Source organism: Flavobacterium agri, assembly GCF_013401995.1.
In the GTDB taxonomy this organism is placed as follows: Bacteria; Bacteroidota; Bacteroidia; order Flavobacteriales; family Flavobacteriaceae; genus Flavobacterium; species Flavobacterium agri.
This window is the reverse complement of sequence record NZ_JACBJI010000003.1, coordinates 534,064-558,524: the sequence shown is the minus strand read 5'-3', so window position 1 is coordinate 558,524 and position 24,461 is coordinate 534,064. Positions and strand designations below refer to the sequence as shown.

Sequence of the window (24,461 nt, the reverse complement as noted above, 5' to 3'; positions counted from 1 at the left end):
ACAATATTCTTAGTAAGTAATGGTCATCGTGTATGGCGTGCCATTCGCATCGAAAGTAGCACCGCTTATCATTCCGCCTTCGAAATCATTGTTCATGATGTAGGCTACGCCCGATCCGCTGATGGTTTTTGCCGGCTTTTTAGACGCGAAGAAAAGCGTTTGCTGTTCGATGAATAATAGCGTAAGACCGTCGACCCCTTTTACCGAAGCAAATGCGCCTTTTCCTGTATCTCGCGTAAAAGAAGCCGTATCATACAATTGCAAATCGCCTTTCGCATCCAATTTGACCGTAGTCGTTCCCACGGTCGCCGTTGTGGCATCTATCCACGTTACGGTTGTCGGTTCTTCGCCAGTACGCGTTACTGTAGACAATTTCCCATCTTCGTTATACGCAAATCCAATTACTCCCGTAATCGAACCCGAGGCTGTCGCGCTCGCTACTTTTCCGCTTTCGTTATAGGCGAACGTATACGTGTGGGAACCGCTTTGGCTGCTCGTCAACGTATTGAGGCGTCCTTTGCTGTCGTAAGTCATGTTGTACACGAGCGATTCGCTTCCGCCCGCAAGAGCGACCATAGACGGACGTTTTGCGCCGCCGCCGTCATCGCTTCCGCAAGACACCAAAGCCATAGAGGCCATCAGGAATAAAAATACTTTTTTCATACTTGTTGTTTTAGTTTGAATTAGATTTACCGGATTGGGGCTATCCCAAAACCCGAGGCAAAGAAAACAAAGCCCAAAACCCTTCAAAACCCAAAATAGACGAACGACGTTATAAATAGACCGGCACATGACGATTCCGACAAAACGCGCATTTCTTTAACAAAACCTTGAATAACAATTCCCCAACATCCATTGCCGTTTGTGTTTTGTCGATTATCTTTGCCGCATGACACTTATTTCCACCGATAATACCAAAAACCAGGAGACCGTAAAAAACGTTTTTACGATGTATCTGGAAAGCAAAGGCCATCGCAAGACGCCCGAGCGCTATGCTATTCTGCAGGAAATTTACGATAGCGAGGACCATTTCGACATCGAGAACCTCTACATCAAGATGAAGAACAAGAACTACCGTGTGAGTCGCGCGACTTTATACAACACGATAGAATTGTTGCTCGATTGCGGATTGGTGCGCCGTCACCAGTTCGGGCAAAACCAATCGCATTACGAGAAAAGTTATTTCGACAAGCAGCACGACCACATCATCATGACCGATACGGGCGAGGTGATCGAGTTCTGCGACCCGCGCATCCAAACGATCAAAAAGACGATCGAGGAGATTTTCGACATAGAAATCCACAACCATTCGTTGTATTTGTACGGGAACAAGCGCAAGCCGGCAACCGACAATACGAATTGATATTTTTTTGGCGTTGCCTGCGGCCCGGGGCTTTCCGTTCCAATCTTTTGGCCTGCCTCGACTACGCTCGCCAGCCCAAAAGGATTTCCACTGCAATCCCTAACGCAACAAACGTTCAACATCAAACTTTAAACTTAAACAACAACTAACTAACAGGAACGACAAAGTCCTTCCGACATTCAATTAAAAATGGCAGACTTACTACTCGGACTCCAATGGGGAGACGAAGGAAAAGGAAAAATCGTAGACGTACTCACTTCCAAATACGACATCATCGCGCGTTTCCAGGGCGGTCCGAATGCCGGGCACACGCTCGAGTTCGACGGCATCAAACACGTTTTGAGAACGATTCCGTCGGGGATTTTCCACAAGAACAACATCAACATCATCGGGAACGGCGTCGTGATCGATCCTACGGTTTTCAAACAGGAACTCGAAGGATTGGCCAAATTCGACATCGACATCAAATCGCGACTGATCATCTCGAGAAAAGCCCATTTGATTTTGCCGACGCACCGTCTGCTCGACGCGGCTTCGGAAACTGCCAAAGGAAAAGCCAAGATCGGATCGACTTTGAAAGGAATCGGCCCGACGTATATGGACAAAACCGGTCGTAACGGCATCCGCGTAGGCGATATCGAACTCGATGATTTCAAGGAAAGATACCGCGCTTTGGCCGACAAACACGAAGCGATGATCAAGTTCTACGACGTAGCCATCCAATACAATCTGCCCGAACTTGAAAAAGAGTTCTTCGAATCTGTCGAAGCGCTCAAACAACTCACGTTCATCGATTCTGAGGAATACCTGCACGAAGCCCAGAAAGCCGGAAAAACGATTTTGTGCGAAGGCGCCCAAGGTTCCCTCCTAGACGTCGATTTCGGAACGTATCCATTCGTGACGTCGTCGAACACTACCGCTGCCGGAGCTTGTACAGGTCTTGGCATCGCACCCAATAAAATTAAGGAAGTCTACGGGATTTTCAAAGCCTACACGACCCGCGTAGGAAGCGGCCCTTTCCCGACGGAATTGTTCGACGAAGTCGGCGCGACGATGGCTAAAGTCGGAAACGAATTCGGATCGGTAACCGGAAGACAGAGACGTTGCGGCTGGCTCGACCTCGTGGCGCTTAAATATGCGATCCGCGTGAACGGCGTGACCCAACTGATGATGATGAAAGGCGACGTATTGTCTGGATTCGACACCTTGAAAGTTGCGACTTCATACAAATACAAAGGTCAGGATATCGACCATTTGCCGTACAACATCGAACCCGAAAACGTAGAGCCGGTTTATACCGAACTCAAAGGCTGGCATGCCGATTTGACCGGATTGACGACTTACGACTCGCTTCCGTCGGCGCTTAAGGAATACATCGAGTTCATCGAAAAGGAAGTCGAAGTTCCGATTACGGTAATTTCGGTCGGTCCGGACAGGAAACAGACGATCATGCGTTAAAAGCTATAAAGCCTCGTAATTACGGGGCTTTATTTTTGGATGTTACTTGTATATTTGCCACTGCCGGTTGACGAATCAGTCGCCACGAATTTCACGAACATCGTGAATTTACATCGGTTGAACTTAATGATATCACTATGAAAAAGCAATTCCTCTTATTGGCGTTCTTGCTTATGTCTTTATCTGCTTTCCAAGCAAAAGCACAACAAACCAAAACCAACGAAAAAGCCGTCATCAAAACCAACATTTACTGCGATCATTGCAAAGAATGCCCGAGTTGCGGAAAAGGCCTGAAAACGGGATTGCTCAAGATCAAAGGCGTGAAAATGTTCGAGCTCGACGACAAGAAGATGACATTGACCGTTTTCTACAATCCGCAAAAGACAAACCTCGACGAAATCAGGCTTGCCATTTCAAAAATGGGTTACGATGCCGATGCGGTCAAAGCCGATGCTTCGGCCTACGAAAACCTCGACGGTTGCTGTAAAAAAGCATAATATGAGCCAACAGAAACATTGGGAAAACGTCTATGCGACCAAAACGCCAAATGAAGTCAGTTGGACGCAGGAAATCCCGAAAACATCACTTGAATTTATCCGTTCGATAGAAAATTATCGCTCGAAAAGCATCATCGACGTGGGTGCGGGCGATTCGAATCTTGTCGATTTCCTTCTCGACGACGGATGCAAAAACATCACCGTACTCGACATTTCAGGCCAAGCCATCGAACGCGCCAAAAAACGCCTCGGGCAAAAAGCGGATAAAGTGAAATGGGTCGTTTCGGACATACTCGATTTCGAACCGTCGGAAAACTTCGACATTTGGCACGACCGCGCGGCGTTTCATTTCCTTACCGATAAAAACGACATCTCGAAATACGCTTCGCTTGTAAATCGCCACGTCGTCGCCAACCTCATCATCGGGACTTTTTCTACCGACGGACCAAAAAAATGCAGCGGACTCGAAATTACCCAATACGACGAACCGAAAATGAAATCGGCTTTTTTGGGTTTCGAAGCGATTTCGTGCCGTACCGAAAACCATCAGACACCTTTCGGGACGACGCAAAACTTCCTTTTCTGTTCGTTCGGGAAACGGGTTTTTTCCATTACGAGCGAAAGACTTCAAATCCGGAATATGAAAACCTCGGATCTCGAAGATTTTATTGTGTATCGTTCCAATCCCGAAATCGTCAAATACCAAGGTTTCGGCATCATGGATCGTGAAAAAGCACAAAATTTCATCGAACAGCAAACGTCCAAAAACTTTGGTAACGCCGGAGAATGGGTACAATATGCGATCGAAAACCGCGAAACGGGGCGACTCATAGGCGATTGTGCGATCAAACTCGACGCTTTCGATACGCGCGTGGCCGAAATCGGGATTACGGTGTCACATTTGCATCAAAAAAACGGATACGCGAGGGAAACGTTGAACGCGATCGTCGATTTCCTGTTTTCGCTGCCCGATTTCCATCGCATCGTCGAATTGGTCGATACGCGCAACGAGGCGTCCATAAAAATGCTCGAAGCCTGCGGATTCCATCGCGAAGGACATTTCGTACAGAGTTATTTCGACGACGGCAACTGGACCGACGAATACCAATATGCGATGACGCGAGCCGACCGCCGCAAACCTTAACGGAACGTCAAAGACGTTGTTTCCGCACAAAATCTTGGCTAACTTTGAACATCGTTTTGCCTTTCGGTACGAAGATGACGGGTGTCAGTTCGCCGAGGAGGCTGTCAAGGGGATGCGTGCTTTCCACCCGTTCGGACGCATATCGAAACCCACGTCGGCGCTTTTAGCGGAATCCGATCAGCAACACGGCGGGCCGAAAGGCTAAACGATATTTAAGCCCTGATCGGGGCTTTTTTTTGTGTAAGTGCCAACGAAACCGTATCTTTTGATCATGCGTCTGACCCGATTGTTCCATCATTTTTTCGAATCCGAAAAAGCCGGCGGCCTGTTGCTTATCGTCGCGACGGTCATTTCGCTTATGCTGGCCAACAGTCCTTATGGCGTCCACTACATCGCTTTTTGGCAGAACGATTTGGCGGGTTCGTCGATTACAGGTTGGATCAATGACGCTTTGATGGCGGTATTCTTCCTGTTGATAGGATTGGAACTCGAGCGCGAGATTTACCAAGGCGAACTTTCGGACATAAAAAAGGCCGCATTGCCGTTGTTCGGCGCTCTTGGAGGCATGCTCGTACCGGCCGGCATCTATCTGCTGATGAATTTCGGTACCGATTCGGCAAACGGAGCCGGAATCCCAATGGCCACCGACATCGCGTTCGCCATCGGGATTTTGTCGTTGCTCGGCAACCGTGTTCCGACGGCACTCAAGGTTTTCCTTACGGCTTTGGCGGTAATAGACGATTTGGGTGCGATAATCGTGATCGCGGTTTTCTATACCAAATCGATATCGTTCTTGAATTTGGGATTGTCGCTTGCGATTTTCGTTTTGTTACTCATTTTTAACCGACTCAAGATCCGAAATCTGATCCCGTACCTAGTCGGTGGAATCGCAATGTGGTGGTTCATGCACCATTCGGGCGTACACGCGACGATAACAGGCGTTCTGCTTGCGTTTGCGATACCGTTCGGCAACGGAAACGAAAAATCAACCTCGTATATTTTACAGGAATTCCTGCACAAACCCGTGGCTTTTCTCATTTTGCCGTTGTTCGCTTTGTGCAATACGGCCATCGTCATAGAAGCAGGTTTTGAAACGGGGTTGACGACTTTGGCCGGACTGGGGATTCTCGTCGGATTGGTCATCGGGAAACCATTAGGCATTTTCGGGTTTTCGTATGCCGCAACCGAACTCGGGTTTTGCCGATTGCCTTTCGGATTGAGACGGCGTCATTTGCTTGGTGCGGGAATGCTTGGCGGCATCGGATTCACGATGTCGATTTTCATCGCACTTCTCGCCTACGACGACATGCACATGATCAACCTTTCCAAAATGGCGATTTTGGTTGCTTCGTTGCTGTCGGGAATTTTAGGGCTTGGCTGTCTAAGTCTGTTCCTGCGCAAGCGAGGATCTTCAGTAAATTAAAGCCTAATTCTTTAACCAGAAGATTAATCCCATCCAGAAAATCCACATGAAAACGCTAAAAAAACAGATGCGTTTTCCCCAACGACGGTCGGCATCATTGAAAGCGAAAAGTTGTTCACCATTTGGAAGTGTTTTCTTTTGTGATGAAATGTACCAGCCGATCAGAATTCCTAAAAATCCGCCGGCAAGCGCAAAAATAAATCCGATGATTATCGATCCGTGTTGGCTTTCGGCAGGTTGTGCCAGTTCTGCCATATGCTTTTCCCTGATTATTTCGAGTTCGGATTCGTTAATTCCCAAACCTCTGTCCGACAAAATCTTCTTGGACAAAACATAATCGAACAAATTCCATTCTTCCCTTTTGGCAAGGATTTCCTTTAATTCACCATTTGAAAACGAAAACAAATAATAATCGGCAGGAACATCCCCGAGTTGCTCGGACATAGCGGCTTCAAGAACCGCGTCGGCTTCGCCAAAATTATCCTTATCGAGTTTGATGCGATATTCTTTTTCGCCTTGGATGTTCGAAAACGAAGGATCAAAAATTTGAGAATAATCGTCCAAATAAATCTCAATCCCCGCGCCTTGTAAAATTTTTGCCGTCTCGATGACTTCCTGCTTTGACGAAAAAACCTTGTAGGTGACCACGTTTTTTTGCATCATTGATTGATTTGATAAATAAACGATTCCGAAGGCGCGATCGTTATCCCGATTTTACCTTCGCCATTGGCTATGTTGAGCTTGATCGTGCTTTTTCCGTACAATTGGTCTTTGATGACATAGGTTCCGTCTTCAAGTTTCATGTCCTTGATCACATCCGAAGGGATTTTGAGTTCGAAAAACGACGATTTCGTATTCGAGAAGTTGCACACAATAACCAATTTCTGCTTGTCGTCAAAGCGTGCGAACGCATAGACTTCCTGCGGATAATTCGGATTTTGGCGATTGGCTTGCTGCAACTGGCGGAATTCACCCAAAAGCGCCGGAGCATCCAATGAAAAATTGAGCAGACGCTGATAAAATTCGCGCAACGCTTTTTCCTCTTTGTTGAGTTTGGCGCCGTCGAACTTGCCGTCGTTCATCCAGCGTTGATGGTTCGGTACGCCGATGTAATCGAAAATCGAGGTGCGCGACGGTTTTCCGAAACCTGCATCTTGCTTACCCGGTTCGCCTACTTCCTGTCCGAAATAAATCATCATCGGAGACGAACTTATGGTCGCCGAAAGTACGGCCATCGGCTTTGCTTTATGTGCATTTCCTGCAAATTCAGGGCTTGCGATGCGTTGCTCGTCGTGGTTTTCGAGAAAATGCAGCAAATTATGCTCGATGTCGGCGAATCGGGTTTGGATATCGGAAATGCCGTCCGGATTCGATTTGCCTTGGATGACTTCCTTCAATTTATCGTACAGATCGACCTTGTCATACAGATAATCCATCTTGCCGATGTTGATATAATTGCGGTATTCGTTAGGATTGTAGATTTCCGCAAGCAAGAACGCATCAGGATTCTTCATTTTTATGGCCGAGTTCATGTAGCTCCAAAATTCGACGGGTACCATTTCGGCCATGTCGTACCGGAAACCGTCTACGCCTTTCGCGGTCCAATACAAGGCGATATCGCGGAATTTTTTCCACGACGACGGCACTTCTTTTTCGTGTTCTTTCCAGAATTCATAATGCGCTTCGTAGCCTTGCTTGTCGAATCCGTAAGGCAATTGCGGGAATTCCTTCAAGCCGTCGGGGCGGATTCCATAATTGATTTTGACGGTTTCGTACCAATCGTTGATGTCGGGTTTCACGGCGCGAGATCCGTTTCCGGTCCATTTGGCGGGATTTTCGTTGAATTTCCCGTCGAGACCTGCATGTTGTTCGCCTCCGAGCGGTTTGTACGAATCCGACGTGGGCACTTCGAACGCATGGCCCGGAATGTAATAGAAGTTGTTGTTTTTGTCGTACCCGACCTCTTTATTGTCGTCGGCACCGAAATCGCGAACGCCTTTCGGATTGTTCTTTCCTTCGTAATGGCGCGCGATGTGGTTCGGCACGATGTCGATAATCACTTTCAATCCGTTCTTATGGGTTCGCTTGATCAGTGCTTCGAATTCCTCAAGACGCTTGGCCGGATTCGTCGCCAAATCGGGATTCACGTTGTAATAATCCTTGACGGCATAAGGCGAACCGGCGCGGCCTTTCACTACATCGGGGTCGTCGTTCGAGATGCCGTATTTCGTATAATCGTTGACCAAAGCGTGGTGCGGAACGCCCGTGTACCAGATATAGTTGACGCCGAGGTGCTTGATTTCGGTCAAGGCCTTATCGGTGAAATCGCTGAACTTCCCTACTCCGTTTTCCTTTATCGTTCCCCACGGTTTGTTTACGGTGTTCTTGTTTCCGAAAAGACGCGTGAATACTTGATAGACGACGATTTTCTGCTTGGGCGATTGTTCCATATTTTTGCTTTTGCCCGATTGCGCCTGCATAGACAACGCCGAAAAGGCAATAAGGGCGAGGATTGTTTTTTTCATGTGGCGTGTGTTCGTTGTTTACAAATATAGGGTTGGAATTTAAAGATTGAACGATTAATGGGTTTAAAGATTGGAGGATTTCGACGAAGGAGAAATCTCGGCAAGTGCGCACTGGATGAGATTCCTCCTTCGTCGGAATCCCCAAAACACTTCGCCAATTTCCTCTTAACATCGTCTGCAAATCCCTACAATTCCATACATTTGCGCAAAAATTCACCCTTTGAAAAGACTGGTTTTTTTCTTCCTTATCGCGTTGTCCACAAGCATTTCGACATCTGCCCAAAAGAAAAATGGCAAGATCAACATCGAGCACGCCGATTTCTTTGACCGCAACGAGACCGAGATTCCCGGAGCCGTATTGCTCACCGGAAATGTGCGCGTGAACCACGACGGTGCCATCATGCGTTGCAACAAGGCTTATCTTTTCGAGAACGAGAATTACCTCAAAGCATTTGGCGATGTGCATCTGATTCAAGGTGACACGCTTTTTCTCGACAGCCGCTATGCCGAATACAACGGAACGAACAAACAGGCGTTCGCCACGGGAAATGTCGTGATGCGCTCACCCGATATGACGCTCAAGACCGATACGATCTACTTTGACCGAAACATCCAGGAAGCCTATTATCGCACGCCAGGCGTGATTACCAACAAAGACAACGTACTCAAAAGCAACACCGGGCGTTATTACGCGAAGCAGCACAAATTCGTGTTTTTGACCGCCGTGACGCTTACGAATCCAAAATATGTGATGAAGTCGAACCATCTCGATTACTTCAACAATTCGGGTCATGCCTATCTTTTCGGGCCGTCGACGATCACGAGCGAGCAGAATTTCATCTATACCGAAAAAGGGTTCTACGACAGCAAGAAGAACGTCGGGCATTTCCTGAACCATTCATACATCAAATACAAAGACAGACGCATCGAAGGCGACAGTCTGTATTACGACAGGAAGGTAGAATTCGCTTCGGCCACGCGCAACGTCAAGATTACCGACACGATCAACAAAGGCATCGTGAAAGGCCACTATGGCGAAGTCTGGAAACTCAAGGATTCGCTTTTCGTGACCAAACGCGCCGTGGCGATCAATTTGGTAGAGAACGATTCGGTGTATATCCACGGGAAAAAACTGTTGATGACCGGAAAACCCGAAAACCGCGTGATCCGCGCCTGGCCGAACGCGCGTTTTTACAAATCGGACATGAGCGGAAAATGCGATTCGATCCATTCGAGCCAGGTTACGGGACTTACGAAACTCATCGGAAAACCGATCCTGTGGAATTTCGACAACCAGCTTACGGGCGACATCATGCATCTCATCGGCAACAAACAAACCGAAAAACTCGATTCCCTGAAAGTGCTCGGCAATTCGTTCATCATCGCGAAAGATTCGGCGGGAACGGGTTACAATCAGGTAAAAGGCGTGAATTTGTACGGAAAATTCCGAGAGAACAAATTGTACGAGGTCGACATCGTCAAGAATACCGAATGTATTTACTACGTGCGAAACGACAACCACGAACTCGTCGGGATCAACAAATCGGCCGGAAGCCGCATCAATCTTTTGCTGACCGACAACAAAATAGACATCCTAACGGTTTTCGAATCGCCCGCAGGCGAACTGACACCAGAAAAGGATTTCCCCGAAAATGTGCGTAAACTTCGAGGATTCATTTGGCGCGGAGACGAACGCATCAAATCGAAAGACGAGATTTTCCCGCCCGAGGAACAAGCTTACGAGGAAGAAGCGAAAAAAGAAGCCAAAGCCGACGAGAAAAATGCCGACAAGCCGATCGAAATCCGTAAGGAAACACTCGACTACGACGAAGCTGTAAAGCCTAAGGACAAGCCTGAAGACAAAGTTCCATCAAAACAGCCAATCAGGAAACGTGGTTTGATGCGGAAATCGGGATCGGCAAAACCGAGCATCGGTACGTCGAAATGACGCAACCTTCCATATCATTTATACATCTATAACAAAAAGCAGTAACTCTGATAGGTTTCGCAAACTTGTTCAGATTAACTTCGCTTAAAATTGGTTTCCGACCGTCAATAACGTGAAAGCAGATTTTTTCGAATACCAAGCGCAGACTTCGCCTTTCCCGTTGGGAATGGAAGTCTCGCACGCATCAGGTTCTTACATTTACGATACTTCGGGCAAGAAATATCTCGATTTCGTGGCAGGTGTTTCGGCGTGTACGCTCGGGCACGTGAACAAACGCGTGAACGATGCGATCAACGATCAATTGCAGAAATATTCGCATGTGATGGTTTACGGTGAATACGCACAGCATCCGGCGACGGAATACTGCAAAATGCTCGCGAACCTATTGCCTGCTCCGCTCGACAAGATTTATCTGGTCAATTCGGGAACGGAAGCTACAGAAGGCGCGCTCAAATTGGCACGTCGCGTTACAGGCCGTTCACAACTCATCTCATGCAGGAACGCCTACCACGGCAATACGATGGGATCGATGAGCGTTATGGGGTTTGAGGAGCGCAAACAGATATTCCGTCCGTTGATTCCCGATGTCGATTTCATTACGTTCAACGACGAATCGGATCTTGAAAAAATCACTGAAAGAACTGCCGGAGTAATCGTCGAAAGCATTCAGGGCGGCGCAGGTTTCATCGAACCGAAAAACGGCTGGTTCAAGAAATTGCGCGAAAGATGTACCGAAGTCGGCGCTTTGATGATCGTCGATGAAATACAGCCTGGTTTCGGACGTACGGGAAAACTGTTCGGTTTTGAAAACTACGATGCCGTGCCCGACGTAATTATTATAGGCAAAGGAATGGGTGGCGGAATGCCCGTCGGCGGATTCGTCGCTTCGTCCGAAATGATGGATTTGTTGAGCCACGATCCGAAACTCGGACACATCACGACATTTGGCGGACATCCTGTCATTGCGGCAGCTTGTCTGGCAACTTTACAGGAATTGACTGAAACAGAGTTGATTCCGCAGACGCTTGAAAAGGAAAAACTGTTCCGATCGCTATTGGAACACAATTTGATAATCGAAATACGCGGAAAAGGACTCATGCTTGCAGCCATGACACCATCTGCAGAGATTACGAATAAAGTCATTTTAAAATGCCAGGACAAAGGTCTCATCCTGTTCTGGTTGCTCTTTGAAGGCTGCGCGATCAGGATTACCCCGCCGCTTACGATTTCGGAAAACGAAATTCGTGAAGGCTGTGAGATTTTACTGGAAGCGCTAAATGAAGTACAGGCGGAATTGCAACAATAATTCCGAATCAGGGGCCGGATTGATTACACCAAAAGCGAAGCAAGGACTCGCATCCACCTTAGGGAATTACCCTAAAATCATGACTATCCGAAAAGTACTGTGAAACATTTGTTAATTAAATTGTTCACAACAATTGTCCGCTGCAAAGGCTAAAAGAAGGCGTGTTAGCTAATTTTAGTCACAGGATAATTCTAAACATTTCAAGTATGCATCTCAGCAACGAAGACGAAGAATACAGCTTATCCTTATCTAAATTCGAATCGATGTTGAAAACCAACAAAATCCTCTTTTTCGACTCTGAGGAATTTGAAGACATCATTCTCCATTACCTTGATACGGGTAAAGCCACATTGGCAAAAAAAGCCCTGAAATTGGCGCTCGAACAACACCCAAGATCTACCGGTCTTAAATTGGTGCACGTCGAGATGCTGATTTACGATGACAAGCTCGATCAGGCCGAAAAGCTCCTCAACGAACTTTTTGCGCTCGAGCCTCACAACGAAGAAATCTACATCCAGAAAGCCAACATCCTTTCCAAACGCGACAAGCACGAGGAAGCGGTAGAACAGTTGCGCATCGCCTTGAGGTATACAGAGGATTTTGCCGACGTATACAACCTCATGGGCATGGAATACCTGTTCATGGACAACCTGGAGCTCGCGAAAGAGAATTTCATCAAATGTCTTGAGGAAGATCCCGAAGATCAGGCCGCATTGTACAATGTGGTGTACTGTTTCGAATTTTTGGATCAGAACCAGGAAGCGATCGACTATCTCGAGAAGTATATCGACAAAAATCCGTATTCCGAAATCGCATGGCACCAAATGGGTCGCCTGCACTACGGATTGAAACAATACGAACAAGCCTTACGTGCTTTTGACTACGCCACGTTGATCGACGAGGAATTCCTTGGTGCGTTCATGGAAAAAGGAAAAGCGCTCGAAAGACTCAAACGATACGACGAAGCGATCGAAAGCTATAACCGTACGATAGAGATCGACGACCCGACTTCGTACGCTTTGTTGCGCATCGGAAAATGTTACGAGAAACTCGGAAAGAAACCGCTTGCGCTCAAGTATTACAACAAGACGGTCCACGAAGACCCGCTTTTGGATAAAGGCTGGATCGCGATTACCGATTTCTATGTACGCGAAAAGAATTTCCAGAAAGCGTTGTTCTATGTGAACAAAGCGCTCAACATCGACAATTCGAACCGTTTGTACTGGAAGCGATATGCGGTGATCAACAAAGAGATGAATTTCTTTGAGGAAGCCGAGCTCGGATACAGAAAAGCCGTAGAATTGGGCGATTACCAACTCGACACGTGGTTGTTTTGGGTAGATATCCTTCAGTTTTTGGGCGAATTCGACAACGCGATACAAACGCTGTTGCAGGCCGCCGAATATTTCCCCGAAGAGTACGAAATCGAATACCGCCTTGCCGGAATTTACTTTATGCTGCGCGAAGACGCCAAAGGAAAATTCCACCTGAGCAACGCCTTGCGTCTCAATTTCAACAACCACAAGCTGCTCAAGGATTTGTTTCCTGTGGCTTGGGAACGCAAGATCGTTCGCAACATGATCGACAAGTACAAAAGCGAACACTAAAAATTCCTATTATATTTTCCTTAAGAACCGGTTCAAAAAAGCCGGTTTTTTTATTTTAGCCGCATGGAACTCGACATCGAACACCAAAAAAAAGTCTTCGGGCTTGTGGGACGCAACATATCGTACTCTTTCTCTAAAGGATATTTCACCGAAAAATTCCAAGGTTTGGGATTGGACGACTACAGTTACGAAAACTTCGACTTAGCCGATATTTCCGAGATAGCGAACGTACTCCAGACGCCTCATCTCGCGGGCCTGAACGTGACGATTCCGTATAAGGAAACCGTGATGGCGCATTTGGACAAGGTTTCGCTCAAAGCCCAGAAAGTAGGAGCTGTCAATACGATCCGGATCACCAAAAAAGGGAATACCAAAGGTTTCAACACCGACGTTTACGGATTTAAGAAGGCGCTCGAACCGCTTTTGCAGCCGCATCATTTCCGGGCGTTGATTTTGGGAACAGGAGGCGCATCGAAGGCCGTCGCGTTCGCACTCAACAAATTAGGGATTTTCTACACGTTCGTCTCTCGCGAAGACAAACCCGGCATGATCGACTACGACCGCATCAACGCCACGACTTTCGACAATTACCAGATCGTCGTGAATTGCACGCCTTTGGGCACGCACCCGAACATTTCGGATTGTCCGCCTTTGCCTTATGAATATTTTACCGACAAGCATATCGCTTTCGACCTGGTTTACAATCCGTCGGAAACTGAATTCATGAAAAGGGCCGCAAAATATGGAGCCGTGACCAAAAACGGTTATGAGATGCTGGTTTTCCAGGCCGAGAAAGCCTGGAGTATCTGGAATAAATAAAAAACAGCCCCAAAGGATTGTGATTTTGTAAGTTTCGGATTTATTTTTCGGTACAGCCGCAAATCGTCTGATCGCCTTTCCCGTACATCCAGTCGTGACCTTTGTTCCAGATGTAACGACCGTCGGTTGCTTCGTATTTCGCTCCGTCGGCCGACATAGCGTGCGTCATTTCGACAATTTCGGAATTCCCTTGACGAACCATCTCTACCTTTATCGTTTCCGATTGCGGACCGTCGGGCCACGAGATGTTCATTTGGTAGCCGTTGTCGCATCCCAAACCCGTTACTGCAATAGAATCGGTAGCCTTATCGGGCGTTACGGCTTCGTTCACTACGGCTTCTTCGTTCACTTCGGTCGCTTCGCGCGAGTTCTGCTTTTGACAGGACATCAAGGCCATGAGCATGACCATAGGTAATAAAAATTGTTTTTTCATGTTGTCGCGATTTAGTTGTTGTAGTCGATTTACTTAAAGATAGGCATTCAAAACCAGGTAGACAAATCTGCAATGCCTTTATAATTGGGCGATTGCCGCTGTTTTTTGTTTTGTACTTTAAACTCTCTTTATTACCTTAGGGCGCTAATTAATCGCATAACGCATGTCAGAAGAGAAGAATGATAACCTGCTTCACGCAGACGGACAACCTGAAAACCAAACGAATAACGAACCACTTAACGCGGATGTAGATGCCATTGCCGATACCGACGCACAACAAGCTGCCGCCGATAACGATGCTACACCCGAAAATGAGGCTGCAGAAGTAATTGCCGAAGACGCGACCGAACCGCAAGGCATAGGCGAAGCGCTAGTTGCCGAATCGGAAAAACCGGTAACCGAAGAAACTCCGGAACCGGACGAGGTCGAAATTCCGGTAGGCGACAAACCTGCTTCGGAACCGAAAGTCGAAGCCGCCGTTCCCGTAGAACAGGAAAACACGGCCAGTATAGCCGAAGCCATCGTAGCCGAATCGGAACAACCGCAGGAAGAACCGAATGTGGTTTCCCTATCGGATGAAGAAGTGGCCGATGACCGTTTGGTGACCGAAGACAATTCTGATATTCTTGGGCAAGAGGATCCGATTGCAGCCGTTGCCGCGATCGCCAATGCGAATGCCGAGGAAAGCGAAGATGCGACCATAGCCGACAGGCACGATATAGAAATGCTCGACTACGACACGCTTTCGATGGAACAGCTCGTGGCCGAACTCGAAAAATTGGTCGCGGTAGACAAAGTGATGTCGGTGCGCGATCACGTAGAACACCTGCGCACGGCTTTCCTTTCGAAATACAATCATTTCATAGACGAGAAAAAAGACGAATGGCATGCCGAAAATCCCGACACTACCGAGGAATTCGAATACCATTTCCCGCTCAAGCAGCGATTCGATAAGCTTTTCAACCAATACCGCGATAAAAAGAACTCCCATTTCAAGAGCGTACAATCGAATCTTGAAGGCAATTTGAAAAACCGCCTCGAGATCGTAGAGGAACTCAAGAACCTCATCAATCCGCAGGAAAACATAAAGGATACGCTCAAGCATTTCAACGAACTTCGCGAACGTTGGAAAAATGCGGGGCCGATCCCGAAAGACAAATACAACCACGTCTGGAACAATTACCATTTCCACGTCGAGAATTTCTACGATTACCTTCACCTTGACCGTGATGCGCGCGACCAGGATTTCAAACACAATCTCGATCGCAAACAAAAGATCATCGCACGTGCCGAAGAACTCGTCAACGAAGCCGATGTGACCAAAGCGTTCCGCGAGCTTCAGGATTTACACCGTTTGTGGAAAGAAGAAATCGGGCCTGTCTCGCGTGAATTCCGCGAAAGCATCTGGAACCGTTTCAGCGAGCTCACGCGTCAAATGCACGACAAACGCGAGGCTTTATACGAAGCGCAACGTGGGAAAGAGACCGAAAACCTCGACAAGAAAAAAGACATCATTGCGCGTATCGACGCTGTAACGGCAGAACCGGTAACGGCTCACAACCAATGGCAGGGACAAATAGAGAAAATCGAGGCGTTGCGCAATGAGTTCTTTGCGACGGGCAAAGTTCCGGCCGAAGTCAACGAAGAAATCTGGAGCGCGTTCAAAACGGCCGTTCGCAATTTCAACGCCCAAAAGAACTCGTTCTACAAAGACATCAAAAAAGACCAGCAGGACAACCTCAACAAGAAGACCGCTTTGGTCGAGAAAGCCAAGGCTTTGCAGGAAAGCGACGATTTCGCGGCCACGACTCCGGTCATGAAGCAAATCCAGGAAGAGTGGAAAACGATCGGTCACGTGCCGAGGAAATATTCGGATAAAATCTGGAAAGACTTCAAGGAAGCCTGCAACCGCTATTTCGAGCGTCTCAAGGAATCGCGTTCCGAAATGAGCGGTGAGGAAGCCGAAGCGTTCGAGAACAAGAAAAACTATATCGACGAATTGCGTACTTTCGAGATGACAGGCGACCACAGAACTGATTTGGCGGCCATCAAAGGCCATATCGAAAAATGGAAGTCGTTCGGGAAAGTGCCGTTCAACAAACGCCATATCGAAGGAAAATTCAACAAAATCCTCGATGCGCTGTTCGAAAAATTGAGCCTGAGCAAGAAAGAAGGAGAAATGATGCGCTTTACCAACCGCGTCGAAGCCCTTGCCGGAAACGAGGATACGAGAAAGCTCGACAACGAGAAAATCTTCCTGATGCGCAAGATAGACGAAGTGCAAAGCGAGATTTTCCAGCTCGAGAACAACATCCAGTTCTTCGCCAACGCAAAAAAAGACAATCCGATGGTGGCCGAAGTACGCAAGAACATCGAACGCCACAAAGAAGAACTCGATATGTTCAAGCAAAAACTAAAACAGTTGCGCAACATGCAACAGGAATAGGAAACGTCCCGCTTCGGCGGGATTTTTTTTGGAATGATATGAAGATGTGAAGTTTTCATTTATACGGAAAAGCAGCGACGGATAATTGGATTAAATTTGCGTTACCAAACAACTCCGAGATGAGCAAGTGCGAACAGTGTATCGTCCGTGAATTCAGTTCCCTGAAGACCTTGACCAAGGACGAATTGCTGCATATGGCCGAATGCAAGACCTCGCGCAGCATCCGCAAAGGAGACATCATTTTTTCGGAAGGCGACAACGTGAACGGCGTGTATTGCGTCAAGGATGGCGTTTGCAAACTCACCAAGCTCAGTTCGAACGGCAAAGACCAGATCGTGAAACTCGTGCACAAAGGCGAATTGCTCGGCCAGCGTTCGATGATTACCGAAGAACCGGCCAATTTAAGCGCCGTCGCCATAGAAGACATGCAGGTGTGTTTTATCCCGAAAGGCGAAATCCTGCAGTTCTTCAGCCAAAACCCAAAGTTCACGATGAGCATGATGCGCACCATTTGCGGCGATTTGAAAGACGCCGACGATCTGATGGTAAACATGGCGCAGAAGACGGTCAAAGAACGTTTGGCGCATACGCTACTCTATTTGAGCGATACATTCGGAAACTTGGCAGATGGCAGCCTTAAACTTCAACTGTCGCGAGAGGAAATCGCAAGCATTATCGGGACGGCCACCGAAAGTTGTATCCGATTGTTGTCTGAACTCAATAAAACCCGTTTGATCGCGCTCGACGGCAAACGCATCACGATCCTCGACAGGAAAGCGCTTGAAAGACTTTCGGGCGATTGATTTCTTCTCTAGCACTTCTCACTTGAGCACTTCCGAATAGAAAAAGCCGACTCTCTCAAGCCGGCCTTAACTAAAAATAAAAAACTAACATCTACTCAATGATGAACTTCTGAGCAAAGCCATCCGTAGTCTTTATGATGTAAATTTCCGTAGGAAGTTGGAAACATCGAGGTTCACGATTTTTGTTTTTTTAGCTACCGAGCTGTGAAAGTAGCGTGGGAAACAACCTCAAAACCGAAACAGCACAACAACCGTATTTTTCCATGTCGTCTTAAGTCGGTTTCGGTTGCAAGTTACTTCTGCAAAAAGCCTAAGACGGTTACGGAATTTTTACGGTTGGATTAGCAAATGGAAAACGCAACATTAAGAAAGCATCAGAACTTTACGGTATCGTTTACCATGCATTAAGAAAACGGATGACGTATTACAATTTGCCGAACGAATATTCGCGTTCTACTTTGGCAATACGCACTTTATAAGATTCGTACCAAACATCGCGTCCTTTTCTTTGTGCGAAAAGATGTTCGGTGTTTTGTTTCCAGGCTTTGATCGCGTCGAGGCTTTCCCAATAGGAAACCGTGATCCCGATCTCGTTGCGCGCCGATTCGACGTCTATAAAACCGGGTTGTTGTTTGGCGAGTTCGACCATGCGATCGGCCATGTCGGAGTAACCGTCATTTTGGTTGGTTCGGATTGAGGTGAAGATGACGGCGTACAATTCTAAATTATGAATTAGAAATTATGAATTATGAATTGGGGCGGTTTACAGTTTCTTGGCCTCGTTCCAGAACACGTCCATTTCGGCGAGTGTCATATCGCTTAGCGGTTTGCCGATTTCGGATGCTTTGGATTCGAGGTATTGGAAGCGTTTGATGAATTTCTTGTTCGTGCGCTCGAGCGCGTCTTCGGGGTTGATGTTCAAGAATCGTGCGTAATTGATCATCGAGAACATGACGTCGCCGAATTCGGATTCGATCTTGTCTTGGTCGCCCGATTTGATCTCTTGCTGGAATTCGTCGAGTTCCTCCTGTACTTTATCCCAAACCTGGTGCGGCTCTTCCCAATCGAAACCGACGCCTTTGGCCTTGTCCTGGATTCGCGAAGCCTTGACCATGGCCGGAAGTGATTTGGGCACGCCTTCCAAAACCGATTTCTTGCCTTCCTTGAGTTTGAGTTTTTCCCAATTCTGCTTGACTTCTTCTTCGTCCTGCACTTTCACGTCCCCGTAAATATGCGGATGGCGATGGATGAGTTTTTCGCAAATGTCGTTGGCCACATCGGCAATATCGAAATCGTCGGTCTCGCTGCCGATTTTGGCGTAAAACACGATGTGCAGCAACAAATCGCCGAGTTCTTTTTTGACTTCCTGTAAGTCATTATCTAGGATCGCGTCGCCGAGTTCATACGTTTCCTCTATGGTAAGATGGCGCAAGGATTGAAGCGTTTGTTTTTTGTCCCACGGACATTGGGCGCGCAGTTCGTCCATGATGTCGAGAAGGCGGTTAAAGGCGGTGAGTTGTTGTTGACGGGTGTTCATTTAGATAATAGATGATAGACGGATAGATAATAGACTTGGCACTCAGGCACTCAGGCACTCAGGCACTCAGGCACTCAGGCACTCAAAAATAAAAAATCCCGAAGTCCATATCGAACCTCGGGATCATGAGTTATCAAAAGATACGAACTATTCCTCGCTCTTTTTCGCTTTTGGCTTTTTGGCGGCCTTTGGCTTTTCTTCAGTAGCTTCGGCTTTTTCTGCTTTGGCTTTTTTTGCCGGCTTTTCTGCCGCTGCTTCTTCCGCTACTGCCTTCTCTGCTTTCGGCTCTTCTTTAGAAACCATGCCCTTCGCCTGAAGGATGTTGTACCAGTTCAATACTTTCTTGATGTCTGACACGTAAACGCGATCCTGGTCGTAATCTGGAACCACCGCACCGAAATAAGCCAACAAAGTCGCGTTGTCTTCTTTTGAAGACGGAGCTACCCCTTCATTTTCCTTGACGGCAATCGCACGCATCACCTCTACGAGTGGTTTTTCACCGCTTTCGGTATACATCGATATTTCTGAAAGCAGGCTCACGTTGCTGCGAAGACCTACCGTGATTTTCTTGCCATCAATCAAAGACTCGGCAACAAAACCCGTGCGCGTTTGTAATTTGAGTTCGTAAAGTCCCGGTTTTCCCGAAATCGCCAAAATTTTGTCTACGTTCATAGTAAAGTCAAAAATCGAAAGCCGCAAGTCAAAGGACGACCGCCTTCGTAATTAAATATTAGTTTATGTTTTATCTTCCTTTTTTAGGTCCGGCAAACTTCATGCGGTAATCGGGACGCACTTTGCCGTCCATAATTTTCTGGAGTTTGCCCTTTACCAGTTGTTTTTTGAGCGGAGAAATCTTGTCGGTGAACAAAATCCCTTCGATGTGGTCGTACTCGTGTTGGATGACACGCGCAATCAGTCCGTCGAACACCTCGGTTTTGGTATTGAAATCCTCGTCCTGGTATTCGATCGTAATCTGTTCGTTCCTGTATACGTCTTCGCGAACTTCGGGAATACTGAGGCAACCTTCGTTGAAACCCCACTCCTCGCCTTCTTCCTTGAGCATCTTGGCGTTGATGAACGTGCGCTTGAAATTTTTCAACATTTCCTGTTCCTGTGCCGGAAGATCTTCATCTTCGCCGAACGGAGCCGTATCGATCACGAACAAACGGATCGGCAACCCAACCTGAGGCGCGGCCAAACCGACGCCATAGGCGTTGTACATCGTTTCGTACATGTCGGCGACAAGCTGTTTCAGTTCGGGATACGATTCCGAAATCTCCTGCCCTTTCTTGCGCAGTACCGGATCGCCGTAGCCTACAATTGGTAAAATCATTTCGTTGTCGTTACCGCGGTTTTGGGCGGAAACGTTGGCAAAAATACGCAAAAATCACAGATAGGAATCCAATGCCCGAAGAATTGGGATTTTTTTAATCAGAGGATGCTTTTACCAATTGACACACAATTGTTTGGGCTTCGTTTTTTCTTTATCACAACGCGCGGATGCGGCCTATCCGAAAGACCAACATCTAAATCCTTCACAATTGTTAAAAATCCGTTTTAAAAAAGACGGGCCAATGCCTAACTTTGTTCGATATGGTAGAAAAAATCCGACAATTAACCGATACGACGAATTTCGAAAGCGCTCTCAAGGTAACCGTAGCTTCGGTATTGCCCGTGATCGTATGTTCGAACCTCGGGATTTTCGACACGGGTTTCACCATAGCGCTCGGGGCTTTCCTCACGTATCCGGCCGATATCCCGAGCAATTTGCGACACAAGATAAACGGGGTTTTGGTAGCGGCATTCATCGTCGCAGGCGGGACTTTGCTGATCAACCTGTTGCATCCGTTCCCGTTCGTGCTTTATCCGATCACGGCCTTGCTGTTGTTTTTCCTATCGATGATCTCGGTTTACGGACATCGCGCCAACATGGTCTCTTTCTCCGGGTTGCTCGCCGTGGCTTTGGCTTTCGGACACTTGAATTCGGGAGCGCAAATGTTCGCGCAGGCCGGGCTTATGCTTTTGGGCGGAATTTTCTATTTGCTGGTTTCGCTCGCGTTCCACTTCATCCGACCGCATCGTTATACCGAACTGCAATTGGCCGAATGCATCCGCCTGACTTCGAAATACCTCAAACTGAGAGGCGATTTGTGGGAAAAGGAAGCGTACCGTTCGAAAATCATCGAAAAACAGCTCAACCTTCAGGTAGAACTCAACGCGATCCACGAGAATATACGCGAAGTCGTGATCAGGACGCGTTTCAGTTCGGGTCATTCGAACCAGAACCGCAAAATGCTGCTCGTGTTCATTTCGCTTGTCGAGATCATGGAACTCGCGCTTTCGACCTCGTTCGACCACAACAAACTGCACGCGAAATTCGAACATCACGAAAACGTGCTCAGGACGTATCAGAACCTCGCGTACAATCTGGCGTCGGTACTCAAGAAAATCACCAAAAGCATCTCGCAGAACCGCAAATACGAATCGAAACACAACCTTCTCGACGACTTGTCGGGTTTTGAACACGCGATCCGCAATTACGAAAACGAATTGGGGAAACTGCAGGCTTCCGAAGGCGTTTTCATGCTGACCAACATGTTGCATTATGCCGAAAGGCAGATCGAGAAAATCAAACTCATCGAACGTGCCTTTTCGGACGGAAAGATCGAAACCAAATTGCTCAAAAGCCGAGACAAAGACCTTGAGAAGTTTTTGGCGCCGACGTATTATCCGTGGAGCACTTTTCGTGAAAACCTAGGCTTTTCGTCTATGATTTTCAGGCATTCGCTGCGTATGACGGCCACTTTGCTTATCGGTTTTTTAGTCGCGGCCGTTTTTCAGCTTGAAAACGTGTATTGGATCTTACTGACGATAGTCGTGATCATGCGCCCCGGTTACGGTTTGACCAAAGACCGCTCGTACCAACGGATTTTCGGGACTGTCGTGGGCGGCATCATCGCGTTCGGCTTTTTGCATTTCGTACATAATTCGGCCGTGATCGCCACGTTGACCATCGTAAGCATGCTGCTCGGATTCATGTTCACCTCTACCAATTACAAAGTAGGCGTGACGTTCGTGACCATGTACGTGGTTTTCCTGTATGCGATGATTACGCCCAATGTGAACCAGGTCATCGAACTCCGGATTTTGGATACGATGATCGGCGCGGCCTTGTCGTTCGTGGCCAATTACTTCCTGTGGCCGTCGTGGGAGTTCCTCAACGTGCCGTCTCACCTCAAGAAATCGATAGAAGCCAACCGCGATTACCTCAACCAGATTTCGCTTTTTTATAACAACAAAGGCGAAGTGACGACCTCTTACCGACTCGCGCGCAAGAACGCCTTTATCGAGACGGGAAATCTCATGGCGTCTTTCCAGCGCATGTCACAGGAACCGAAATCGAAACAGAAGCAATTGCCGCAGATTTACAAACTCGCGGTGCTGAACCATACGTTGTTGTCGGCGTCGGCTTCTTTGGGAACTTACATACAGTCGCACAAGACGTCTAAAGCGTCGACGGCGTTCAACATTGTGGCCGAAACCGTCGTCAAGAACCTGGACAAGGCGATCATGCTGCTCAACCTTCAGGATATAGGCGATCATGAGAACACGCCCGAGAATGAAGACCTTGCGTTGCGTTTTACCGAACTCAAGAACATCCGCACGCGCGAATTGCAGGAAGGCCATCTCGACGAATCCGAAGAATTCCGCCTTAAAATGGAAGAAAGCCAGTTGGTGATCGAGCAGCTCGTGAATTTGGCCGGACTTTCGGAAAATGTACTTAAAAGCACGAAGAGGCTGCTTTTGGAGAAGTGACTGTAAGGGGTAATACTATCCTTTACTATACAGAGACTTTTGTAGGCGTCGCTCCTAACTTGCACATTAATGCAGTTTGACTGCCCTTTGACTGCCCTTTGGCTGCCCTTTGACCAGGCTTTGCCATGGAATCGCAAGCTATCGCAACACGTTGCTATAATCCCAGAAATTCTGGGGCAGCACATTCGTAATGTCGATCCTATTCGAACCCATGCTCGGTCGTACGTTTATGACACTCGTTTCCATATCGATCACCACTTTGTGCGTGCTTTCGAAATTCACGACGTCCTTATGCTTGACCTTGATCTCGTAAGTATCGGGCATCAGGTTAAGCACCAGATATTCGTACGCTTTCAAATGACCTAAAGGCCTGTCGTTGATCCAGATGTTTATCGCTGCGGTATTGTCGTGCGTATGCAACTCAGCTGCGCCGTTGTATATCAGGATTTTCCCCTTGCCGTAGGTATTTATGTCTACCGAAGTGGTCGTACGGATCAAGCTGAAATCGGAAGTTACAGGTTTCAAGGTATTGCACGACGAGAATGTGACTGCAAACGCAATCAGTACAAACGATTTAAATTTCATGGGTGATTGGTTGGTCATTTGAAATCTGCATGATTGCGGAGAATGTCCCCGCAAAGCGCGCGAAGGTACTAAAAGTTAAAACAAAGTTAAAAACTAAATTATATTTTGTACCAATTAGTACAGTTTATACCTTTGACTCATCAAATCAAAAGAAGATGGCAGGCAGGAATAAAACCTTCGACGAAAAAGACGTAATCGCAAAAGCGGCCCTCGTCTTTTGGGAAAAAGGATACGACGGCTCATCGGCGGACGACCTGCTCAAAGCCATGGGCATCGGAAAAGGCAGTTTCTATCTTTTCTTCAAGGGAGGCAAAAGAGAACTTTACGAGAAGGCGATGCGTCAATACGTCGATCAATTGTTGGGCAGGATACGGAAGGACCTTTTGGGCAGCGACGATCGCATCCAATACCTGAAGGACTTTTTCATGAGCATCCCTACAGCGGAATTCGGGCAAATCGTGAAAGGCTGCCTCATGGGGAACGTACTCGCGGAAATGTCGGCAAAAGACGAGGTTATACGCGACTTGGCCAGCCGGTTATTGATGGAACTCGAAGACGTGTTCACACAAGTGATCGCCGAGGCAAAAGCATCAGGGAAGTTAAAGACCACCGCAAGTGCCGAATTGCTCGGACGCCACCTGATCAACCTTTGGAACGGATTGAACCTTACCGATCGCATGTACCCTAATGACGCACTCATGCAGGAATTGGTCGCAAAAAATTTAGAACTATTGAATTGATTTTTTTTATT

General features: G+C 47.4%; 22 protein-coding genes. 13 read left to right on the top strand and 9 right to left on the bottom strand.

The genetic code is table 11. The features are described 5' to 3' along the window. Positions 1-9: 9 nt before the first annotated feature. Positions 10-663 (bottom strand): hypothetical protein, encoded by a 654-nt coding sequence (locus HZF10_RS09870; protein WP_176006026.1) that lies wholly within the window; start codon positions 661-663, stop codon positions 10-12. Positions 664-889: 226 nt separating this feature from the next. Here HZF10_RS09870 and HZF10_RS09865 point away from each other — a divergent pair, with 226 nt between their 5' ends. The 5 genes from HZF10_RS09865 to nhaA all read left to right on the top strand — a co-directional run bounded on the left by HZF10_RS09865 (position 890) and on the right by nhaA (position 5,885). After that, complete coding sequence (locus tag HZF10_RS09865; protein WP_176006025.1) at positions 890-1,363, top strand: Fur family transcriptional regulator; 474 nt, start codon at positions 890-892, stop codon at positions 1,361-1,363. Positions 1,364-1,552: 189 nt separating this feature from the next. After that, entirely contained in the window at positions 1,553-2,821 is a 1,269-nt protein-coding gene (locus tag HZF10_RS09860) for an adenylosuccinate synthase (protein ID WP_176006024.1), read from the top strand. Positions 2,822-2,958: 137 nt separating this feature from the next. Beyond that, positions 2,959-3,318 (top strand): cation transporter, encoded by a 360-nt coding sequence (locus HZF10_RS09855; protein WP_176006023.1) that lies wholly within the window; start codon positions 2,959-2,961, stop codon positions 3,316-3,318. A 1-nt stretch (position 3,319) separates the two neighbouring features. Next, positions 3,320-4,462, top strand: coding sequence for a GNAT family N-acetyltransferase (locus HZF10_RS18135; protein WP_176006022.1), 1,143 nt, complete (start codon positions 3,320-3,322; stop codon positions 4,460-4,462). Positions 4,463-4,733: 271 nt separating this feature from the next. Further along, positions 4,734-5,885, top strand: coding sequence for a Na+/H+ antiporter NhaA (gene nhaA / locus HZF10_RS09845; RefSeq protein WP_176006021.1), 1,152 nt, complete (start codon positions 4,734-4,736; stop codon positions 5,883-5,885). Between the two features lie 3 nt (positions 5,886-5,888). Here nhaA and HZF10_RS09840 read toward each other — a convergent pair whose 3' ends face one another. Both HZF10_RS09840 and HZF10_RS09835 read right to left on the bottom strand, forming a co-directional pair. Beyond that, on the bottom strand, positions 5,889-6,548 hold the full coding sequence (locus tag HZF10_RS09840) for a hypothetical protein (RefSeq protein ID WP_176006020.1): 660 nt from the start codon (positions 6,546-6,548) through the stop codon (positions 5,889-5,891). Continuing rightward, positions 6,545-8,410, bottom strand: coding sequence for an alpha-amylase family glycosyl hydrolase (locus HZF10_RS09835; RefSeq protein WP_176006019.1), 1,866 nt, complete (start codon positions 8,408-8,410; stop codon positions 6,545-6,547). Before HZF10_RS09835 ends, HZF10_RS09840 begins: the two co-directional genes overlap by 4 nt. Positions 8,411-8,630: 220 nt before the next feature. On the opposite strand from HZF10_RS09835, the gene HZF10_RS09830 reads away from it, so the two are divergent. The 4 genes from HZF10_RS09830 to HZF10_RS09815 all read left to right on the top strand — a co-directional run bounded on the left by HZF10_RS09830 (position 8,631) and on the right by HZF10_RS09815 (position 14,090). Beyond that, on the top strand, positions 8,631-10,358 hold the full coding sequence (locus HZF10_RS09830) for an OstA-like protein (RefSeq protein ID WP_176006018.1): 1,728 nt from the start codon (positions 8,631-8,633) through the stop codon (positions 10,356-10,358). Between the two features lie 112 nt (positions 10,359-10,470). Next, positions 10,471-11,664 (top strand): aspartate aminotransferase family protein, encoded by a 1,194-nt coding sequence (locus tag HZF10_RS09825; protein ID WP_176006017.1) that lies wholly within the window; start codon positions 10,471-10,473, stop codon positions 11,662-11,664. A gap of 206 nt (positions 11,665-11,870) precedes the next feature. Then, positions 11,871-13,271, top strand: a complete 1,401-nt coding sequence (locus HZF10_RS09820; RefSeq protein ID WP_176006016.1) for a tetratricopeptide repeat protein — start codon at positions 11,871-11,873, stop codon at positions 13,269-13,271. Between the two features lie 63 nt (positions 13,272-13,334). Continuing rightward, positions 13,335-14,090, top strand: coding sequence for a shikimate dehydrogenase family protein (locus HZF10_RS09815; RefSeq protein WP_176006015.1), 756 nt, complete (start codon positions 13,335-13,337; stop codon positions 14,088-14,090). 40 nt (positions 14,091-14,130) lie between these two features. Here HZF10_RS09815 and HZF10_RS09810 read toward each other — a convergent pair whose 3' ends face one another. Then, the gene (locus HZF10_RS09810; RefSeq protein ID WP_176006014.1) at positions 14,131-14,523 is read right to left on the bottom strand and encodes an MliC family protein; all 393 of its coding nucleotides are present in this window, start codon (positions 14,521-14,523) and stop codon (positions 14,131-14,133) included. A 163-nt stretch (positions 14,524-14,686) separates the two neighbouring features. On the opposite strand from HZF10_RS09810, the gene HZF10_RS09805 reads away from it, so the two are divergent. Further along, a complete protein-coding gene (locus HZF10_RS09805) occupies positions 14,687-16,969 on the top strand; it encodes a DUF349 domain-containing protein (protein WP_176006013.1) in 2,283 nt (760 codons plus the stop codon). 119 nt (positions 16,970-17,088) lie between these two features. After that, a complete protein-coding gene (locus tag HZF10_RS09800) occupies positions 17,089-17,772 on the top strand; it encodes a Crp/Fnr family transcriptional regulator (protein ID WP_176006012.1) in 684 nt (227 codons plus the stop codon). A 424-nt stretch (positions 17,773-18,196) separates the two neighbouring features. On the opposite strand, the gene HZF10_RS09795 is transcribed toward HZF10_RS09800, so the two are convergent. The 4 genes from HZF10_RS09795 to def form a co-directional block, all read right to left on the bottom strand. After that, positions 18,197-18,490: an antibiotic biosynthesis monooxygenase family protein gene (locus HZF10_RS09795; RefSeq protein ID WP_217703365.1), complete on the bottom strand. Its 294-nt coding sequence runs from the start codon at positions 18,488-18,490 to the stop codon at positions 18,197-18,199. Between the two features lie 45 nt (positions 18,491-18,535). After that, positions 18,536-19,309 (bottom strand): nucleoside triphosphate pyrophosphohydrolase, encoded by a 774-nt coding sequence (gene mazG, locus HZF10_RS09790; RefSeq protein ID WP_176006011.1) that lies wholly within the window; start codon positions 19,307-19,309, stop codon positions 18,536-18,538. A gap of 147 nt (positions 19,310-19,456) precedes the next feature. Next, on the bottom strand, positions 19,457-19,981 hold the full coding sequence (locus HZF10_RS09785) for a DUF5606 family protein (protein ID WP_176006010.1): 525 nt from the start codon (positions 19,979-19,981) through the stop codon (positions 19,457-19,459). A gap of 70 nt (positions 19,982-20,051) precedes the next feature. Beyond that, the gene (gene def / locus HZF10_RS09780; protein ID WP_176006009.1) at positions 20,052-20,642 is read right to left on the bottom strand and encodes a peptide deformylase; all 591 of its coding nucleotides are present in this window, start codon (positions 20,640-20,642) and stop codon (positions 20,052-20,054) included. A 260-nt stretch (positions 20,643-20,902) separates the two neighbouring features. Here def and HZF10_RS09775 point away from each other — a divergent pair, with 260 nt between their 5' ends. Continuing rightward, the gene (locus HZF10_RS09775; protein WP_176006008.1) at positions 20,903-23,125 is read left to right on the top strand and encodes an FUSC family protein; all 2,223 of its coding nucleotides are present in this window, start codon (positions 20,903-20,905) and stop codon (positions 23,123-23,125) included. Positions 23,126-23,263: 138 nt separating this feature from the next. On the opposite strand, the gene HZF10_RS09770 is transcribed toward HZF10_RS09775, so the two are convergent. Then, positions 23,264-23,710, bottom strand: coding sequence for a hypothetical protein (locus tag HZF10_RS09770; protein WP_176006007.1), 447 nt, complete (start codon positions 23,708-23,710; stop codon positions 23,264-23,266). A gap of 155 nt (positions 23,711-23,865) precedes the next feature. On the opposite strand from HZF10_RS09770, the gene HZF10_RS09765 reads away from it, so the two are divergent. Then, entirely contained in the window at positions 23,866-24,450 is a 585-nt protein-coding gene (locus HZF10_RS09765; protein WP_176006006.1) for a TetR/AcrR family transcriptional regulator, read from the top strand. Positions 24,451-24,461: the final 11 nt, after the last annotated feature.

Excerpts from the sequence above, each read along its gene's own strand:
- HZF10_RS09815 (WP_176006015.1), top strand. The coding sequence starts at position 13,335 with ATGGAACTCGACATCGAACACCAAAAAAAAGTCTTCGGGCTTGTGGGA.
- HZF10_RS09835 (WP_176006019.1), bottom strand. The coding sequence starts at position 8,410 with ATGAAAAAAACAATCCTCGCCCTTATTGCCTTTTCGGCGTTGTCTATG.
- HZF10_RS09775 (WP_176006008.1), top strand. The coding sequence starts at position 20,903 with ATGGTAGAAAAAATCCGACAATTAACCGATACGACGAATTTCGAAAGC.
- nhaA (WP_176006021.1), top strand. The coding sequence starts at position 4,734 with ATGCGTCTGACCCGATTGTTCCATCATTTTTTCGAATCCGAAAAAGCC.
- HZF10_RS09785 (WP_176006010.1), bottom strand. The coding sequence starts at position 19,981 with ATGAACGTAGACAAAATTTTGGCGATTTCGGGAAAACCGGGACTTTAC.
- HZF10_RS09855 (WP_176006023.1), top strand. The coding sequence starts at position 2,959 with ATGAAAAAGCAATTCCTCTTATTGGCGTTCTTGCTTATGTCTTTATCT.
- HZF10_RS09810 (WP_176006014.1), bottom strand. The coding sequence starts at position 14,523 with ATGAAAAAACAATTTTTATTACCTATGGTCATGCTCATGGCCTTGATG.
- HZF10_RS09800 (WP_176006012.1), top strand. The coding sequence starts at position 17,089 with ATGAGCAAGTGCGAACAGTGTATCGTCCGTGAATTCAGTTCCCTGAAG.
- HZF10_RS09840 (WP_176006020.1), bottom strand. The coding sequence starts at position 6,548 with ATGATGCAAAAAAACGTGGTCACCTACAAGGTTTTTTCGTCAAAGCAG.
- HZF10_RS09770 (WP_176006007.1), bottom strand. The coding sequence starts at position 23,710 with ATGAAATTTAAATCGTTTGTACTGATTGCGTTTGCAGTCACATTCTCG.
- mazG (WP_176006011.1), bottom strand. The coding sequence starts at position 19,309 with ATGAACACCCGTCAACAACAACTCACCGCCTTTAACCGCCTTCTCGAC.
- HZF10_RS09820 (WP_176006016.1), top strand. The coding sequence starts at position 11,871 with ATGCATCTCAGCAACGAAGACGAAGAATACAGCTTATCCTTATCTAAA.
- HZF10_RS09865 (WP_176006025.1), top strand. The coding sequence starts at position 890 with ATGACACTTATTTCCACCGATAATACCAAAAACCAGGAGACCGTAAAA.
- def (WP_176006009.1), bottom strand. The coding sequence starts at position 20,642 with ATGATTTTACCAATTGTAGGCTACGGCGATCCGGTACTGCGCAAGAAA.
- HZF10_RS09860 (WP_176006024.1), top strand. The coding sequence starts at position 1,553 with ATGGCAGACTTACTACTCGGACTCCAATGGGGAGACGAAGGAAAAGGA.
- HZF10_RS09805 (WP_176006013.1), top strand. The coding sequence starts at position 14,687 with ATGTCAGAAGAGAAGAATGATAACCTGCTTCACGCAGACGGACAACCT.
- HZF10_RS09870 (WP_176006026.1), bottom strand. The coding sequence starts at position 663 with ATGAAAAAAGTATTTTTATTCCTGATGGCCTCTATGGCTTTGGTGTCT.
- HZF10_RS18135 (WP_176006022.1), top strand. The coding sequence starts at position 3,320 with ATGAGCCAACAGAAACATTGGGAAAACGTCTATGCGACCAAAACGCCA.
- HZF10_RS09765 (WP_176006006.1), top strand. The coding sequence starts at position 23,866 with ATGGCAGGCAGGAATAAAACCTTCGACGAAAAAGACGTAATCGCAAAA.